This window comes from Gemmobacter caeni, assembly GCF_003054195.1.
Taxonomy (GTDB): Bacteria; Pseudomonadota; Alphaproteobacteria; order Rhodobacterales; family Rhodobacteraceae; genus Gemmobacter; species Gemmobacter caeni.
The window spans coordinates 73,924-90,333 of record NZ_QBKP01000012.1; the positions used below are offsets into that span (position 1 = coordinate 73,924).

The following is a 16,410-nucleotide window of genomic DNA, read 5'->3' on the forward strand; positions in this document are numbered from 1 at the left end:
AATGAGTACCGGGGCGCGGGGAAACCTGCGCCCCTTTTCAATCTGCCCCGTCAATCCAGCGTGCGACGGAAGCGCGCCAGTGCCAGCAGGCCATAGACCAGCACAAAGACCATGAGCGCCGCCATCGGCTGCGCAATGTCGGGCTGGCCTGCCCCTTTCAGCATCACAGCCCGGATCAGTCGCAGGAAATGCGTCAGCGGAAAGACCTCGCCCAGGGTCTGTGCCCAGCCCGGCATACCCCGGAACGGGAACATGAAGCCCGACAGCATCAGCGATGGCAGAAAGAAGAAGAACGTGAGCTGCATCGCCTGCATCTGGGTTCGCGCGAGGGTGGAAATGAGGTAACCGAGGATCACCAGCGCCAGAACGAAGGTGAAGATCCCCGCCGCCAGCACGCCGAAACTGCCGACGAAAGGCACGCCGAAAAGCAACCGTGCCGCCAGCAGAACCACCGCCACCTGCACCGCGCCGACGCCCATATAGGGCATGACCTTGCCCAGCATGATCTCGACCGGGGTGGCGGGCAGGGCCAGCAGGTTCTCCATCGTCCCGCGCTCGATCTCGCGGGTCAGCGCCATGGAGGTCATCATCACAAGGATCATCTGGAGGACCACCCCCAGCAGCCCCGGCACGATGTTGTATTGCGTGATCCCCTCGGGGTTATAGCGTTTGTGAACGACGATCCCGACCGGCGGCTGCGTCGGGCTGGCCCCTGTTTCGCGTTGCAGGGCCTCCGCCGCGACAGTGCCAAGGGTGGAAATGGCGCCCGAGGCGACGGAAGGGTCGGTCGCATCCGCCTCGATCAGGATCTGCGGCGCGTCGCCACGTTCGACCCGCCGCCCGAAATCAGAAGGCAGGGTGACGACGAAAGCCACAGCGCCGCGGGTAATCAGCGCCTCTGCCTCGGTCGCGGAAATGCCGACATGGGTGAAATCATAGTAGCCGGTCAGTTCCAGTGCCGAGACCATGGCGCGGCTGAACCGATCCTGCGTCGGTGCCACCAGAGCGGCAGGCAGGTGTTTTGGATCGCTGTTGATCGCATAACCGAACAGTACAAGCTGCATCAGCGGCACCAGCAGCATCATGGCGAAGGTGATCCGGTCGCGCCGCATCTGGATCAGCTCTTTGCGCAGCAGGGCGCCGAGGCGGCGAAGGGAAATGCCGGTCATGCCATATTGTCCCTGCTCTGGCCCATCAGGCGGATGAAGACGTCCTCAAGGCTGGTTTCGCCAGGCTGGAAGCTTGCACCGGCCTCGGTCAACGCGCGTTCCAGTGCGGCGCGGTCAGTGCCGGTGACGTGCAGAGTGGTGCCGAACGGGGCAACCTGTTCCACCCCCGGCGCCTTGCGCAGCCGCGCCGCAAGCTCGCCCGGACGGTCGGCAGTGACCAGAAAGGTGGTCAACCCGGCCGAGGCGATGACCTCGGGCACGGTGCCGTGCGCGATCAACCGGCCGTAAGCGATATAGTTGATGCGATGGCAGCGCTCTGCCTCGTCCATGTAATGTGTGGATACCAGAACCGTCAGCCCGTCGGCGGCAAGGCCATGGATTTCATCCCAGAACTCGCGCCGTGCCTTGGGGTCCACCCCGGCGGTGGGTTCGTCCAGCAGCAGAAGCTTCGGTTTGTGCATGATGCAGGCTGCCAGTGCCAGCCGCTGCTTCCAGCCTCCCGACAGGCTGCCCGCAAGCTGGCTCCGGCGCGAGGTCAACCCCAGCCCCGCCAGCGTGTCGCGCACGGCTTCGGCGGGCAGTGCGTAAAGCCCGGCGACGAAGGCAAGGTTTTCCTCGATGGTCAGATCCTCGTAGTAGGAAAACTTCTGGGTCATGTAGCCGACCTGCCGCTTGATGGCGCGGGCTTCGCGGCGGATGTCATGGCCCAGCACCTGCCCGTCGCCCGCATCGGGCGTCAGCAGCCCGCACATCATGCGGATGCAGGTGGTCTTGCCGGAGCCGTTCGGCCCCAGAAACCCGGCAATTTCTCCCCGTGCGACGCTGAGCGAGACGTCATCCACCACCTTGCGACCATGGAAGGCCTTTGTCAGCCCGGTAACCTCGATCGCGTTCATGGTGCTGACAGGTCCACATCGACAATCTGGCCGGGCTTCAGCCGGTCCGATCCGGGGTCGGGGCGGGCCTCGACCAGAAACACCAGCTTCTGCCGGTTTTGCAGCGAATAGATCACCGGAGGGGTGAATTCCGGCGAATCCGACACATAGCTGACAGTCGCATTTTGCCCTGTGCAGCCGTCGCAATTGACCTGCAACCGGGTGCCGGGGCGGATCTGCGCGACCGATGGCTCGGGAACGTACAGCCGCAGCTTCACCGCGCCGTCGGGCAGGAAGGACAGGACAGGGGCAGAGGGCCCGGCAATCTCGCCGGGTTCGCGCACCACGTCGTAAATCGTGCCAGCGGCGGGGGCGGCCAGCGCGCGTTGCGACAATTGCCATTCCGCTGCCTCGCGCGCGGCTCGCGCCTGCGCCAGCGTGGCGCGGGCGGCGTCGATCTCCTGCGCGCGGGCGGGCAGGCGGGCAACCGCAAGATTGGCCTCTGCCTCGGCCACGCGGGCGGCGGCAACCTCGGCGGCAGTGCGGGCCTGATCCAGTTGTGCCTCAGGGCTGACATTGCGGGCGTTCAGGCTTTGCTGGCGGGTGACCTCTTTCACGGACTCGTCCGATTGCGCTCGGGCCGACGTCAGCGTGGCTTCCAACACGCGGATTTCTTCCGGGCGGCGGCCCTCCTGAAGGTTGGCCAGCTGACTTGCGGCCCGCGCCTCTGCTGCCCGCGCCTCGGCCAGCGCGATTTCGGCATCGCGCTTTTCCATCGCCACCAGCGGCGCCCCCGCTGCCACATGATCGCCCCGTTCGACGTTGACGGCCGACACCTGTGCCACGGCAAACGGTGCGATCATCACGAAATCCCCCTCGACATAGCCGGTCGCAAAAGGCGGTGGCATATCACAGGCCGCAAACAGGGCAGACAACAGCGGAACGGCGCAGATCAGGCTCATGGCTGGCTCCTCAGGATGGCGCGCATGTTGGCGGCCAGACGGTCGGCGATGGCGGTGGTTTCGGCGGCGGAATAGCCGGTCCAGCCCATCCGGCGGCAGATAACGGGCTGACCGATGCGGAAGTAGACCGCCTGTCCCAGCAGTGAAAACACCAGAAGCCGGGTTTCCTCGGCTTCGGCGGGCTGGTCGGTGGCCATACCCGCCAGAGCGCAAAGCTCGCGGTGCTTGGGCAGGAAGAAGGCGTCGTAAACCAGATCGAAAGCCGGGCCGCCTTCGGAAAGTTCGCGCAGGATGAAAGCCACTGTATCCTGTGCCTGCGGCCCCTGGGTGAGGAAAACCACCATGGCGCGCAGCATCGCCTCCAGCCGGTCCAGCGCATCGCGTCGGGTGGCGGGCAGTTCTGTTGCGGGCGGTCCGGCGACCTGCCCGATGCGCCGCGCGACCTCGGCCCCACAGGCAAGGCGCAGGCCCTCCTTACCGCCGAAGTGATAAGCGATGGAGGCGACATTGGTTTTGGCAAGCGCCGCCAGGGCCCGTGTCGGCGTGGCAGCGAAGCCCTGCTGCCCGAACAGGTGCAGCCCGGCGGCGATCAGATCGGCACGGGTGCCGGCAGGGGGATCATCCTGAGTCATGCAGCAATTTAATCAAACGATTGATTTAATCGCAAGTCCGAAAAAAAGCCCGCCCCCGAAAGGGCGGGCCTTGCCGCGAAACGGCAATTTTACTTGGCGACGCGGGCGTTGCGCGTGGCGATCAGCTTCAGCCGCAGGGCGTTCAGCCGGATGAAGCCTGCTGCGTCCTTCTGATCATAGGCGCCAGCGTCTTCCTCGAAGGTGACATGCTTTTCGCTGTACAGCGAATGTTCGGACCAGCGACCGACACAGTGGACCGAGCCTTTGTAAAGCTTCAGCCGCACAGTGCCGGTGACATGCTCCTGCGACTTGTCGATCAGGGCTTGCAGCATTTCACGCTCGGGTGAGAACCAGAAGCCGTTGTAGATCAGTTCCGCATAGCGCGGCATGATCGAATCCTTCAGGTGGCCCGCACCTGCGTCGAGCGTGATCTGCTCGATCCCGCGATGGGCTTCCAGCAGCACGGTGCCGCCGGGGGTTTCATAGATGCCGCGCGACTTCATGCCGACGAAACGGTTTTCCACGAAATCCAGCCGCCCGATGCCATGCTTGCCACCCAGTTCGTTCAGGCGGGTCAGGATGGTTGCGGGCGACAGCGCCTCGCCGTTGATCGCGACGGCATCACCCTTTTCGAAGGTGACTTCGATATATTCGGGCGTATCCGGGGCTTCCTCGGGCGAAACGGTGCGCTGATAAACGTAATCGGGCGCCTCGTCGGCCGGATTTTCCAGCGCCTTGCCTTCGCTGCTGGTGTGCAGCAGGTTCGCATCCACGCTGAACGGCGCTTCGCCGCGCTTGTCCTTGGCAATCGGAATCTGGTTCGCTTCCGCAAATTCGATCAGCTTGGTGCGCGAGGTCAGATCCCATTCCCGCCAGGGCGCGATGACCTTGATCGACGGGTCGAGCGCATAGGCCGACAGTTCGAACCGGACCTGATCGTTGCCCTTGCCGGTCGCGCCATGGGCCACGGCATCCGCGCCATGGGCATGGGCGATTTCCACCAGATGCTTGGAAATCAGCGGCCGCGCGATGGACGTGCCCAGCAGGTAAAGCCCCTCATAGACCGCATTGGCGCGGAACATCGGAAAGACGAAATCGCGCACGAATTCCTCGCGCACGTCAACGATATGGATGTTCTCGGGCTTGATGCCCAGCAGTTCGGCCTTGGCGCGGGCGGGTTCAAGCTCTTCGCCCTGACCCAGATCGGCGGTGAAGGTGATGACCTCGCAGCCGTATTCGGTTTGCAGCCATTTCAGGATGATCGAGGTGTCGAGGCCGCCGGAATAGGCCAGCACGACTTTCTTGGGCTTGGACATGAAACGCTCCCTCGCGGTTTCGCCAGCGATTAAAGGCAAATGACCGCAAGGGCAAGCGGGCTGGTCTGCTTGACTCTGCCGGGGCAAGCTGACTCAATCGCCGCGTGCAACAGGCGAGGCGAAAGATGAAGGCGTGGCAGATTTTCACCCATTCGGTGCGGCAGGTGTTCGGCAACCTGACCGATGCGCTGCGCATTTCCGGGCTGCTTTACATCGTGCAGATGATGATTGTCGTGGCAATGGGCGTGACCTCGGGTGAGACGATGCAGGCCAACCCGGCGAAAATGCTGCTGATCGTTGTCGTCGCGCTGGTGTTTTCGTTATGGATCGCCGTTGCCTGGCATCGTTTCGTGCTGAAGGGCGAGGGCGGCACCAGTTTGCTGCCGCCGTTTCACGGCAACGAGATTCTGCGCTATCTTGGCCGCTCGCTGCTGATCGGGTTGGTGGTTGTTGCAGTGGGCGCTGTGGCCGGTATGCTGATGATGCCGTTGGGCGTCATGCTGGCAGGCCCGCTGGCAGGGGCGATGATCGCCTCGCTGTTCATCATGGTTCCCGTCTTCATGGTGATGCTGCGGCTCAGCATCCCGCTCCCGGCCATCGCCATGGGGCAGAACATCGGCTTCAACGAGGGCTGGAAGGCCACCCATGGGGAAACCGGGGTTTTCTTTGGGCTGGCGTTGCTGCTGGCTGTGTTCAGCATTCTGCTGGGCGTGCCGGAAGCGCTGTTCCGGCCGGATTCGATCCCTGCTCTTCTGTGGACGTTGACCACTGGTTGGGTGCAGATGATGGTGGGCGTGTCGATCCTGACCACGTTGTACGGCCATTACATCGAAAAGCGCAGACTGGTCTGAGCTTGCCAATCCCGGCGGGACGGGTCTAATCGGCGCATGAGCGATTTTACCAGCCGAGCCCGTCTGATCACCGAAGCCCTGCGTGACCTGTTTGCGGTCACGCCCTTGCAGCGTAATGACCACCTGTCCAATCGCTACGGGGCGGAAATCTATCTCAAGCGCGAGGATCTGACGCCGGTGCGCAGCTACAAGCTGCGCGGGGCATTCAATGCCATGCGCAAGGTGCGGGCGGCAGATCCGGGGCAGGGACATTTCGTCTGCGCCAGCGCCGGTAACCATGCGCAGGGCATGGCCTATGCCTGCCGGCATTTCGGGGTGCGTGGCACGATCTTCATGCCGGTGACCACGCCGCAACAAAAGATCGACAAGACCCGGACTTTCGGCGGCGATGCGGTGCGCATCGTTCTGACCGGCGACTATTTCGACCAGACGCTTGCCGCCTCGCAAAAGTATTGCGCCGAGGAAGGCGCGCATTTCCTGTCGCCTTTTGACGATCCAGATGTGATCGAAGGGCAGTCCAGCGTTGCGGTTGAACTGCTGGATCAACTGGGGGCCGCGCCAGATCTGGTGATCCTGCCGGTCGGCGGGGGCGGGCTGGCCTCGGGCGTGACCACCTATCTGCGTGAAGCCGCGCCCGGCGTTGCCTTCCGCTTTGTGGAGCCGCTGGGGGGCGCGAGCCTGAGTGCGGCGCTGGAGGCGGGCGGGCCGGTGACGCTGCCGCGTGTCAACAGCTTTGTCGACGGGGCGGCCGTGGCGCGTCTGGGTACGCATACCTATGATTGTCTGAAATGGGCAGATCCGGCGCAGGTGCTGCTGGCGCCAGAGGATCGCATCTGCATCACCATGCTGGAGATGCTAAACGTTGAGGGCATCGTGCTGGAACCTGCCGGGGCGCTGTCGGTCGATGTGCTGCCGGTGCTGGCGAAGGAGATTCGCGGCAAGACCGTGGTCTGCGTCACCTCGGGCGGGAATTTCGATTTCGAACGCCTGCCTGAAGTGAAGGAACGGGCGCAGCGGTTTGCGGGCAAGAAGAAATACTTCATCCTGCGCATGCCGCAGCGCCCCGGAGCCCTGCGCGAGTTTCTGATGATGCTTGGCCCGGATGACGACATCAGCCGCTTTGAATACCTCAAGAAATCCGCGCGCAACTTCGGATCGGTCCTCATCGGGATCGAGACCAGCAGCGCCGGGAATTTCGACGCGCTGACCGCGCGGATTGATGCGGCGGGCTTTGCCTATCGGGATATCACCGGCGACGAGGCGCTGGCCGAATTTCTGGTGTGACCGGCCGTCAGGCGGCGGAATGACGGGCCAGACCGTTCGAGAAGGCGGCTTTGGAATCGATGTAAAGCCGGATCAGGGTGGCCAGATCCACGGCCCCGCCTGCCCCGGCGTTGCACATCCTTTCCCCTTCCTGACAACGTAATGCCAGATCGCGAAACCCCAAATTCAGCGCGCTGCCTTTCAGGAAGTGAAGGTCGCGCGGCAGTTGTGTGACCTCGCCCGCGCGGAGCCGGGTCACGACCTCGTCTGTTTCTTCCAGAAACAGCGCCGCCACTTCGGCAAAGCCGTCCTCCCCGACTTCGGATTGCAGTTCCGCAACCCTGCTCCAGTCAATCATGATACACCCCGAATGCGGCCAGACTGGCCGACGCTTCCACATCCCACCAGATCAGGATCGCGGGCGGCGCTTAACAAGCGGTTAGGAAATCACACGAGTTTCCGCGCATTTTAGGTTTCACACCATCTTAAGAGGGGCTGCCGAAACTGCCGCTGTTTTTGGGTGGAGACAGCGTGTGAATCAGGGCAGTTCTCTTTTCACAGGTGATCTGATGGCGGGGGGCGGGCGCGGGCAGGTGCTTGTGGTCGACGACAGCCGCGCACAGCGCCGCATCCTGACCATGTCGCTGCAACGCTGGGGCTATATGGTGACGGAAGCAGGCAGCGGGGAAGAGGCACTTCGGCTGGCGCGCGAAACCCCTTTTGATATCGTTCTCTCCGACTGGGTGATGCCGGGCATGTCGGGCCTGGAGTTTTGCAAGGCTTTCAGGGCTTTGCCGCACGAAAGCTACGGCTATTTCATCATGCTGACCTCGAAATCCGAGAAAGGCGAGGTGGCGGACGGGCTGGATGGCGGGGCAGATGATTTTCTGACCAAGCCGGTCAGTGCGGATGAACTGCACGCGCGGCTGCGGGCGGGGCAGCGCATTCTGGGCATGCAGGCCGAACTGGTGGAAAAGAACCGGCTGATCCGGGCGACGCTGGATGAATTGCAGAAGCTCTATGATTCGCTCGACCGGGATCTGATCGAGGCGCGCAGGCTGCAACAGACGCTGGTGCGGGACCGTCATCGCGATTTCGGGCGAGGAGTGGCGTCGATTCTTATGAAGCCCTCCGGTCATGTGGGCGGTGATCTGGCCGGGTTCTTCGAAATCAGTGCCCGCCGTGTGGCGCTGTATTCCGTGGACGTGTCGGGGCATGGCGTGGCTTCTGCGCTGATGACCGCCCGGCTGGCGGGGGTGCTTTCCGGGGCCTCGCCTGACCAGAACATCGCGCTGACAGGCGGTCTGGACGGGCGGCGCGACGCCTGGCCGCCGGAAATGGTGGCAGCGCGGTTCAACCGTATGATGCTGGAGGAAATTCAGGTCGATCAGTATTTTACCATGGCCTATGCCGAGGTTGATCTGGCCAGCGGGCGGCTGCAACTTGTGCAGGCCGGGCATCCCTATCCGCTGATCCTGCGGGCGGGGGGCGGGATCGAACTGCTGGGTGCGGGCGGGCCGCCGATCGGCTTGCTGCCAAATGTGATCTTCCAGCGGGTCGAGGCGCAGCTTGCGCCGGGGGACCGGCTGTTTCTGGTATCGGACGGTGTTACGGAATGTCCGACACCAGAGGGGGAGGAGTTGGGTGACGAGGGGCTGATGCGAATACTGCGGGACAATGCGCAGCTCGACAGCCCCGCGCTTCTGGAGGCGCTGGTCTGGAATCTGAACGCGCATGCCGGAGGCGGTGATTTTCCGGATGACGTGTCGGGCGTGCTGTTCGATTACCGGGGCTGAGCCAGTGCGCGCGCCAGAAATGCCCGGTCACCGGCGTTGCCCAGCAGATCCATCGCCTCCAGCGCCGGCAACCAGACTGCACTGTGCCCTTCCTCAGTCGGCGGGCCGATGGGGCGGACGGGACGCGCCAGATAAATGGTGCACAGCTTTTCGGCCCAGAGATCGTAGTCCGGCATATAGCAGAACCGGCGGAAGGCGCCGAGGCGGCGGGTGACGCGGATGCTCCAGCCGGTTTCCTCCATCACCTCGCGGTGCAGGGCCGCGATGGGCTGTTCGCCGGGGTCGATGCCACCACCCGGTAGCTGGAACTCGGGCTTCGGGTCTTCCTGAAAGGTGGTGAGGATCTGATCGCCTTCCAGCAGCACGGCATAGACGCCGGGGCGCCGCCGATAATGTTGACCTGCCTTCACTGCTTCGCCATACCGCCTGATCATGCCTTTGGTCCTGTGCTTGCCGCGCCTATATGATCGCGGTATGCCAAGACTGGCGCCTTCAGGAAACCCCCATGACCATTGGATCACAGATCGCCTGGGACGATACCGTCCTGCCCTTTCAACTCGACCTGTCGGACATCCGCGGCCGTATCGCGCGGCTGGACGGTGTTCTGGAGCAGGTTCTGAAGCAACATGCCTACCCGCCGCAGATCGAGGCGCTGGTCAGTGAAGCGACACTGCTGACCGCGCTGATCGGGCAGACAATCAAGCTGCGCTGGCGGCTGTCGCTGCAAATCCGCGGCACCGGCGCGGTGAAGATGGTGGCGACCGATTACTACGGCCCAACCGAGGGGGGGGAGCCTGCGCGGCTGCGCGCCTATGCCGATTTCGATCCCGATCATCTGCCCGAAGTCGAACGCCCCTTCGATCTGCTGGGAGAGGGCTATTTCGTCATCGTGATCGACCAGGGGCAGGGGATGACCCCCTATCAGGGCATCACGCCGCTGACCGGCAATTCGCTGGCCGACTGCGCGCAAACCTATTTCGCGCAGTCCGAACAGCTGCCGACGCGGTTTGCGCTGACCTATGGTCAGGTGCAGACGCCGGGCGGCGCGCCGCATTGGCGGGCCGGTGGCGTGATGATCCAGCACATGCCCAAGGCTTCGCCTTTCGCGGCGGATCAGGGTGGCTCGGGCGAAGGCGGTCTGCTGACCGCTGAAGACATTGTTGACGGCGAGGATGGTGAAAACTGGACTCGCGCCAACCGTCTTCTGGAAACGGTGGAGGAGATGGAACTGATCGGCCCCGCCGTCTCGCCGACCGAACTGCTGGTGCGGCTGTTCCACGAGGAAGGCCCGCGCGTCTTTGATGCGCAGCCGGTGCGCTTTGGCTGTTCCTGCTCGGCCGAAAAGGTGCGTTCGTCGCTGGGGATCTATTCGCAAAAGGATCTGCGGCATATGACGACGCCGGAAGGCATCGTGACAGCGGATTGCCAGTTCTGCGGCGCGCACTACGAGTTCGACCCGCTGACGCTGGGCTTCGACGCGCCGAAGGCGGCCCCGGATGGGGCCTGAGGCGCTACTGGCTGCACTGGCACGGTTCTCGGGGGAGAGTTCGGATTTCGATCTGAACCCGGGGACCGTGCTGCCGCCGGGCCGTAAACTGCGGCCCGCTGCCGTGCTGATCGCTGTGTGCGAAGGCGCGGGCGGGCCGTCGGTCCTGTTGACCAAACGGGCGTCGGGGCTGAAGCACCATCCCGGCCAGATTGCCTTTCCAGGGGGCAAGATCGACGCGGGCGATGCCTCGGCCGAGGCGGCGGCTTTGCGCGAGGCGCAGGAGGAAGTGGGGCTCGACCCCGCACTGGTGCGTGTGCTGGGCCAGCTTCCTGCGCATGAAACGGTGACCGGCTACACGGTTGTGCCGATCCTTGGGCATATTCGCGCCGATTTCACGCCGGTTCCCGAGGCGGGCGAGGTGGAAGAGGTGTTCCGCGTGCCACTGGCGCATCTGGCTGATCCGGCGAATTTCCGGGTGGAACGGCGGATGTGGCGTGGGGTCTGGCGGCGCTATTATGTCGTGCCTTATGGACCCTATTACATCTGGGGCGCTACGGCCCGGATGTTGCGCGGCCTGGCCGAGAGGCTCGCATGAGGATCACCGGCCCCTGGATCGACGCGCCGGAAACGCAAGGAGTTTGCGCGGCGCTGACTGGGGCAGGTGCGCAGGCGCTTTTCGTCGGTGGCTGTGTGCGCAATGCCCTGCTGGGTGCCGCGGTCAATGACATTGACATTGCCACCGATGCGCAGCCCGAAACGGTGGTCAGGCTGTGCGAGGCGGCGGGGTTCCGGGTGGTGCCGACCGGGATCGACCATGGCACTGTCACGGTGGTTGCCAAGGGCGTGCCGCATGAGGTGACGACCTTCCGTCGTGACGTGGAAACCGATGGCCGCCGCGCCACGGTCGCATTTTCCTCCGATGTGGCCGAGGATGCCGCGCGGCGCGATTTCACCATGAATGCGCTTTATGCGGCCCCTGACGGTCAGGTGATAGATCCGCTGGGCGGCTTGCCCGATCTGCTGGCGCGGCGGCTGCGTTTCGTGGGCGAGCCGGAGCAACGCATCCGCGAGGATTACTTGCGTATTCTTCGCTTCTTCCGGTTCCATGCCTGGTATGGCGACCCCGCACAGGGGATCGACGCGGATGGTCTGGCCGCCTGCGCCGTGCTGGCCGAGGGGCTGGAGACGCTTTCGGCAGAACGGGTCGGGGCCGAGATGCGCAAGCTGCTGGCCGCGCCCGATCCCGCGCCCTCGGTCGCAGCCATGGCGCAGGCCGGGATCTTGCAGCGGGTTCTGCCCGGCGCTGACCCGACTGCGCTGGCGCCGCTGGTGCATCTGGAGGCCGGGATACCGCCACGCTGGATGCGGCGGCTGGCGGTGCTGGGTGGCGAAGCGGTCGATGACCGCTGGCGCCTGTCGCGGGCGGAAAGCCGCGATCTGGCCCTGTTGTTGCCTGCGGTGCGTGAGGGGGGCAGCGCCGCGGTGCTGGGTTATCGGCTGAAAGCCCTCGCCGCCGATGCCATTCTCGCGCGGGCCGCGATGCTTGGGCATCCGCCCGGGCGGGGCTGGCAGGCCGAGGTCGCGCGTGGCGCGGCTGCCGTGATGCCGGTGCGCCCTGCCGACCTGATGCCGCAATATCAGGGGGCGGAGCTGGGCGCGCGGCTGAAGGCGATCGAGGCGCGCTGGCTGCAATCGGATCTGCGGCTGGACCGGACGGCGCTTCTGTCCCCCTGAAACGCGAAACGCCCGCAGCCATCGGCTACGGGCGTTCCGTTAAGCTGTGCGAAAGCTCAGCGACGCAGGCCCAGACGCGAAATCAGCGACTGGTAACGGCCTTCATCCTTGCCCTTCAGGTAGTCCAGCAGCTTGCGGCGCTGGGCCACGAGCATCAGAAGGCCACGACGCGAGTGGTTGTCCTTCTTGTGGGTCTTGAAGTGCTCGGTCAGCGTCGCGATGCGCGACGACAGGATCGCAACCTGAACTTCCGGCGAGCCGGTGTCGCCTTCTTTGGTCGCGTATTCCTTGATCAGACGGGCTTTTTCTTCCACGGTGATCGACATCGGGATCTCCTTTGCAGGTTGGTGTGACGGCACAAGCCGGGATGTCGTCCAGCAGGGCCCTTGGTTCCGCCTTGCGGCGGATGCGGGCGTATAGGAGAAAATCGCCCGCAAGGGAAGATGGATTCGCCCGGACGGATCATTCCCAGTTTAACCAAATTGCAAGAAACCATCGCGCCCGCGTGGCGCGCTTGCCCGGATTGTGCCATGATCGGCGCGCTGAATCTTCTGCAATGACAGGGGCTTGCGCGGAATATTGGTTAACGCCGGGCGGGCATTTCGGGGTTCGTGGGGAAACTGGCCATGTTGGGGCTGATCGGGTTGCTGGGCGCCTTGAGCGCGGGTCTGATGCTGGATGCGTTCGTCGCGCGACCGGAGGCGGAGGATGACCCATCCGCGAATGACGAGGATTCTCCCCCGGATGACACGGCGGAGAGTGATTCTTTCGCGCATGGCGATTTACTCGACCCGGCCACCGCGCATGCCGCCCCCTCAGCGGATGCCGCGCCGGAGGCGCCTGCGGTGGTTACCGGAGGGCCGGGGGATGACACGCTGACCGGCGGGGCCGAAGACGATGTGATCCATGGGCGGGGCGGTCTGGACCAGATCGTGTCGCGTGGGGGGGATGACAGGGTCGGAGGCGGTGCCGGACAGGATTATCTTTATGGCGGGCGCGGGGATGACACGCTTGCCGGTGGTTCCGGCGACGATCTGCTGCGCGGCGAGGCGGGGGCCGACTCGCTGTCCGGTGGCAGTGGCAATGATTTCATCGCGGGTCACGGCGGGACCGATACGCTGGCAGGTGGGCGTGGCGACGATTCGTTGATGGGCGGCAGCGGCAATGACCTGTTGCAAGACGATCTGGGCGACGACTGGCTGAACGGAGGTTACGGCGAGGATACCCTGTCGGGAGGCTATGGCGCCGATACGCTTGATGGCGATGCGGGAAATGATCTGCTGATCGGCCATGACCCGCAGGCGCCCCAGGATGGCGATGCCGATTTCCTCAATGGCGGGCAGGGTGACGATACGATGGTGGCCGGGGCGGAGGATTACCTGACCGGCGGATCGGGGGCCGATACCTTCCGTCTGGGCGACTGGCTGGAGGAAGGCGACGGCGCGCGGATCATGGATTTCAATGCGCATGAGGATGTGCTGGAGGTGCAATACGATCCCGAGGCGCATCCTGACCCGGTGCTGGAACTGCATGCCGATCCCCGGACCGGCGACGTAGCCCTGCATCTGGATGGCAAGCCCCTCGCCATCGTGGCGAATGGCGCCGGGCTGGATCTGTCGCAGATCAGGCTGGTTCCGCAGGCGGCGTAATTTCCCATGCCTGCACGGTCTGTGCCAGCGGCACATAAAGTGGATGGCGCGGCTGCCCGGCGAAGGTCAGGCCCAGATGCGCGACCTCTGCCCCACTGGCGCGCAGCAGCGCCAGAACCGCCGCATCGCGCCCCATCAGCCCGCCATGGTTGCCCCAGCCGCAGACTGCCGATCCCGAGACCCGCGCCGCCCAACGCAACAGCCGGTCGTTCAGCGGGCCAACCGGATCGTCGGCGCGTTTCAGATCGGCGGGTTCCTTGCTGCGCAGCGCAAACAGGTTCACCACGGCAAAGCCACCGGCTCCGCCCATCCGCGCCCGTTTCTCGCAACGCGCAAGCGTCTGGTCATTTTTGCGTTCCGTCGCGGTGGAGGGGTTGAGCATGACAAACAGCATCAACCGCCCCGCGCCCCAGCGACGGCTGAGATAGTAGCGGTACAGCCCGCAGCGCGAATAGGCGGCGCGCGATTGCACGCCCGCCTCGGCATGGCGACGGATCAGCAGCATCGGCTTACAGGTTGAACACGCGGCTCGGGTGCAGCTCGCCCGACTGGTAGCTGCCCACCGCCACCGGCTTTCCCCGATACGAGGCCCAGGCCGTTTCCCCGAACTCCACCCCCGAGGCGATGACCATGCCGGGATTGCCATTCTTCAAACGCGCCGCGCCTTCCGGCGTGGCGGGCAATTCCGGCAGATCGGCAAGCCCGAGTTCCAGCGGCAGCAGCAGTGTGTCGATTTCCTCGCTGCGCGCCAGCCGCTCGATTTCGTCAAGGCTTACGCCCTTGTCCGCCTCGAACGGGCCGGACCAGACCCGGCGCAGCCATTCCACATGGCCGCCGCAGCCCAGGGCCGCCCCCAGATCGCGGGCGATCGACCGCACATAGCCACCCTTGCCGCAGACCATTTCCAGCTCCACATGGTCGGCATCGGGGCGGGCGATCATCTCAAGGCTTTCCACCCACAGCGGGCGGGCGGCCAGATCCATCGCCACGCCGTCGCGGGCGAGGTCATAGGCGCGCTCGCCCTCCACCTTCACGGCGGAAAACTGCGGCGGAATCTGCATGATCTCGCCCCGGAACGGCGCCAGCACGGCGGCAATCGCCGCATCTTCGGGGCGCGCGTCGAAGGACGCCAGCGGTTCGCCCTCAGCATCGTCAGTGGTGGTAGTCACCCCCAGCCGCACCATGAAGCGATAGGCTTTCAGCGCATCGGTGATATAGGGCACGGTCTTGGTCGCCTCACCCAGGGCCACGGCCAGCACCCCGGTCGCCGCCGGATCGAGCGTTCCGGCATGACCGGCCTTCTGCGCCTGAAACGCCCATTTCACCTTGTTCACGACCGAGGTCGAGGTGATGCCTGCCGGCTTGTCGATCACGACCCAGCCGGAAACCGCCCGGCCTTTCTTGCTGCGCGCCATATCCGCCCCGCTTCTTTCAGAGAACCCGCCTGCTATCCGTCCCGGGGGCAGGCCGTCAAGGCAGCGGCGCCACCAGCCCGACGATAGGCCCCATGGGGAAGCCTATATCCGCCCGTCCCAGCTCCGGCGCATAAAGGCGCGAGACCTTGCCATCGAAATACAGCGCATCGGGCAGGCCGAGTTGATCACGGAACAGCCGCGCGAAGGTTTCAAAGTTCACCGCAGCATCCGAAATGGCAAACACCGCGCGCTTGCCATCGGCGCTGACCCCTACGCCGTTGCGGATATAGGTGCTGTCGCTGCCCGGAATGAACTTCGGATGCAGCTTGCCGCCGATCACCAGCATCGGCCCGGATTGTGTGGCATAGCGACAGGCGCGCGGCGCCCTGTCGAAGCGCCGCGATTCGATGACCGCGAACCGCGTCTTGCCGATGCAGAACACGCCGTTCGGCAGCATCCCGAAATTTCCGCGCGAGGCGGGCAGCACGATCCCGTGCCGCTGCTGCCCTTTCTCGATGTAAAGCCCCACAGGCCTGCGGTCGGGATGATACATCCCCGCGTTCATTGCAAAGACCAGCGCCTTGCCTTCGGGCGCCAGCGCTGTATCCACCGCGCCGAACGACCCCAGAAGATCGCCCGCATCATCGCTGTGAAACAGCCGCAGATCGGCGCCAGCCTGCACCTCGCAAAGCGTGAAGGGGAGGCTCTCGAAGCTGGTCTGTCGGCACGGTTCTGCCAGCGCCGGGGCGGCCAGCAGACACAGCGCCGCCAACAGCTTAAGCATCGTCGCCGTCGTCGCCCTCATCCGGCGTGTCCAGATCGCGGCGCACCTTTTCATCGGCGAACAGGCGCCGCGTCTCGTCCAGCTGATCGAAGGTCGCATCGGGGCGAAAGCGCAGGTCGGGTGTGTATTTCAGCGTCAGCGCCCCGCCGATGCGGTGGCGCAATTCGGCCTTGTTGCGCGCTAGCGCGGCAATTGCATCCTCCACCGGAACCGATCCCATCAGCGGCATCACATAAGCCGTCGCCACCTTCAGATCGGGCGAACAACGCACCTCGCCCACGGTGATGGACATGCGGTTCAGATCGGGATCGTGGATCTCGGCCCGGTTCAGCACATCGGAAAGCGTGCGCCGGATCAGTTCGCCAACGCGAAGCTGCCGTTGCGAGGGGCCATCGCCCGAGGAGAAGCGGTTTTTCGACATGACTTCCATCTAAGCCTTCCCCGCCGCCGCCGCAACAGGGCTTGGCCGTCTCCG

General features: G+C 64.6%; 19 protein-coding genes. 7 read left to right on the forward strand and 12 right to left on the reverse strand.

Annotation, left to right across the window (positions count from 1 at the left end; translation table 11 throughout):
* Nucleotides 1-50 precede the first annotated feature (50 nt).
* The 5 genes from C8N34_RS17280 to C8N34_RS17300 form a co-directional block, all read right to left on the reverse strand.
* Nucleotides 51-1,169: an ABC transporter permease gene (locus C8N34_RS17280; RefSeq protein ID WP_108129816.1), complete on the reverse strand. Its 1,119-nt coding sequence runs from the start codon at nucleotides 1,167-1,169 to the stop codon at nucleotides 51-53.
* Nucleotides 1,166-2,065, reverse strand: a complete 900-nt coding sequence (locus tag C8N34_RS17285) for an ABC transporter ATP-binding protein (protein WP_108129817.1) — start codon at nucleotides 2,063-2,065, stop codon at nucleotides 1,166-1,168. Before C8N34_RS17285 ends, C8N34_RS17280 begins: the two co-directional genes overlap by 4 nt.
* Nucleotides 2,062-3,006 (reverse strand): HlyD family secretion protein, encoded by a 945-nt coding sequence (locus C8N34_RS17290; RefSeq protein WP_108129818.1) that lies wholly within the window; start codon nucleotides 3,004-3,006, stop codon nucleotides 2,062-2,064. Before C8N34_RS17290 ends, C8N34_RS17285 begins: the two co-directional genes overlap by 4 nt.
* Nucleotides 3,003-3,638 (reverse strand): CerR family C-terminal domain-containing protein, encoded by a 636-nt coding sequence (locus tag C8N34_RS17295; RefSeq protein ID WP_054304293.1) that lies wholly within the window; start codon nucleotides 3,636-3,638, stop codon nucleotides 3,003-3,005. The genes C8N34_RS17290 and C8N34_RS17295 overlap by 4 nt, the downstream gene beginning before the upstream one ends.
* Before the next feature lie 89 nt (nucleotides 3,639-3,727).
* Nucleotides 3,728-4,954, reverse strand: a complete 1,227-nt coding sequence (locus tag C8N34_RS17300; RefSeq protein WP_108129819.1) for an argininosuccinate synthase — start codon at nucleotides 4,952-4,954, stop codon at nucleotides 3,728-3,730.
* Nucleotides 4,955-5,079: 125 nt separating this feature from the next.
* On the opposite strand from C8N34_RS17300, the gene C8N34_RS17305 reads away from it, so the two are divergent.
* On the forward strand, nucleotides 5,080-5,805 hold the full coding sequence (locus tag C8N34_RS17305; protein WP_054304291.1) for a hypothetical protein: 726 nt from the start codon (nucleotides 5,080-5,082) through the stop codon (nucleotides 5,803-5,805).
* Nucleotides 5,806-5,841: 36 nt separating this feature from the next.
* On the forward strand, nucleotides 5,842-7,089 hold the full coding sequence (ilvA, locus tag C8N34_RS17310) for a threonine ammonia-lyase IlvA (RefSeq protein ID WP_108129820.1): 1,248 nt from the start codon (nucleotides 5,842-5,844) through the stop codon (nucleotides 7,087-7,089).
* A gap of 7 nt (nucleotides 7,090-7,096) precedes the next feature.
* Here the strand turns inward: ilvA and C8N34_RS17315 are convergent, their stop codons facing one another.
* Nucleotides 7,097-7,426 (reverse strand): Hpt domain-containing protein, encoded by a 330-nt coding sequence (locus C8N34_RS17315; RefSeq protein ID WP_108129821.1) that lies wholly within the window; start codon nucleotides 7,424-7,426, stop codon nucleotides 7,097-7,099.
* 211 nt (nucleotides 7,427-7,637) lie between these two features.
* On the opposite strand from C8N34_RS17315, the gene C8N34_RS17320 reads away from it, so the two are divergent.
* Entirely contained in the window at nucleotides 7,638-8,864 is a 1,227-nt protein-coding gene (locus tag C8N34_RS17320; RefSeq protein WP_108129822.1) for a PP2C family protein-serine/threonine phosphatase, read from the forward strand.
* On the opposite strand, the gene C8N34_RS17325 is transcribed toward C8N34_RS17320, so the two are convergent.
* Nucleotides 8,852-9,298: an NUDIX hydrolase gene (locus C8N34_RS17325; protein ID WP_054304288.1), complete on the reverse strand. Its 447-nt coding sequence runs from the start codon at nucleotides 9,296-9,298 to the stop codon at nucleotides 8,852-8,854. The genes C8N34_RS17320 and C8N34_RS17325 overlap by 13 nt on opposite strands.
* A gap of 71 nt (nucleotides 9,299-9,369) precedes the next feature.
* Here C8N34_RS17325 and hslO point away from each other — a divergent pair, with 71 nt between their 5' ends.
* Genes hslO through C8N34_RS17340 form a run of 3 tightly spaced genes read left to right on the forward strand, consistent with a single transcriptional unit; the run spans nucleotide 9,370 to nucleotide 12,087 of the window.
* Nucleotides 9,370-10,371: an Hsp33 family molecular chaperone HslO gene (gene hslO / locus C8N34_RS17330; protein WP_054304287.1), complete on the forward strand. Its 1,002-nt coding sequence runs from the start codon at nucleotides 9,370-9,372 to the stop codon at nucleotides 10,369-10,371.
* A complete protein-coding gene (locus C8N34_RS17335) occupies nucleotides 10,361-10,948 on the forward strand; it encodes a CoA pyrophosphatase (RefSeq protein ID WP_108129823.1) in 588 nt (195 codons plus the stop codon). Before hslO ends, C8N34_RS17335 begins: the two co-directional genes overlap by 11 nt.
* Nucleotides 10,945-12,087 carry a CCA tRNA nucleotidyltransferase gene (locus C8N34_RS17340; RefSeq protein WP_108129824.1) on the forward strand — a complete coding sequence of 381 codons (1,143 nt, stop codon included), beginning with the start codon at nucleotides 10,945-10,947 and terminating at the stop codon, nucleotides 12,085-12,087. The genes C8N34_RS17335 and C8N34_RS17340 overlap by 4 nt, the downstream gene beginning before the upstream one ends.
* 56 nt (nucleotides 12,088-12,143) lie before the next feature.
* On the opposite strand, the gene rpsO is transcribed toward C8N34_RS17340, so the two are convergent.
* A complete protein-coding gene (gene rpsO, locus C8N34_RS17345) occupies nucleotides 12,144-12,413 on the reverse strand; it encodes a 30S ribosomal protein S15 (protein ID WP_054304284.1) in 270 nt (89 codons plus the stop codon).
* Between the two features lie 300 nt (nucleotides 12,414-12,713).
* Between rpsO and C8N34_RS17350 the strand changes: the two genes are divergently transcribed.
* Complete coding sequence (locus C8N34_RS17350) at nucleotides 12,714-13,736, forward strand: calcium-binding protein (protein WP_054304283.1); 1,023 nt, start codon at nucleotides 12,714-12,716, stop codon at nucleotides 13,734-13,736.
* Here the strand turns inward: C8N34_RS17350 and C8N34_RS17355 are convergent.
* Genes C8N34_RS17355 through rbfA form a run of 4 tightly spaced genes read right to left on the reverse strand, consistent with a single transcriptional unit; the run spans nucleotide 13,711 to nucleotide 16,356 of the window.
* Nucleotides 13,711-14,241: a DUF1643 domain-containing protein gene (locus C8N34_RS17355; RefSeq protein ID WP_108129825.1), complete on the reverse strand. Its 531-nt coding sequence runs from the start codon at nucleotides 14,239-14,241 to the stop codon at nucleotides 13,711-13,713. The two genes, C8N34_RS17350 and C8N34_RS17355, sit on opposite strands and share 26 nt — an antisense overlap.
* A gap of 4 nt (nucleotides 14,242-14,245) precedes the next feature.
* Nucleotides 14,246-15,151: a tRNA pseudouridine(55) synthase TruB gene (truB, locus tag C8N34_RS17360; RefSeq protein ID WP_108129826.1), complete on the reverse strand. Its 906-nt coding sequence runs from the start codon at nucleotides 15,149-15,151 to the stop codon at nucleotides 14,246-14,248.
* Between the two features lie 55 nt (nucleotides 15,152-15,206).
* Nucleotides 15,207-15,935 carry a phosphodiester glycosidase family protein gene (locus C8N34_RS17365; protein ID WP_108129827.1) on the reverse strand — a complete coding sequence of 243 codons (729 nt, stop codon included), beginning with the start codon at nucleotides 15,933-15,935 and terminating at the stop codon, nucleotides 15,207-15,209.
* Nucleotides 15,928-16,356 carry a 30S ribosome-binding factor RbfA gene (gene rbfA, locus C8N34_RS17370; protein ID WP_108129874.1) on the reverse strand — a complete coding sequence of 143 codons (429 nt, stop codon included), beginning with the start codon at nucleotides 16,354-16,356 and terminating at the stop codon, nucleotides 15,928-15,930. Before rbfA ends, C8N34_RS17365 begins: the two co-directional genes overlap by 8 nt.
* Nucleotides 16,357-16,410 lie beyond the last annotated feature (54 nt).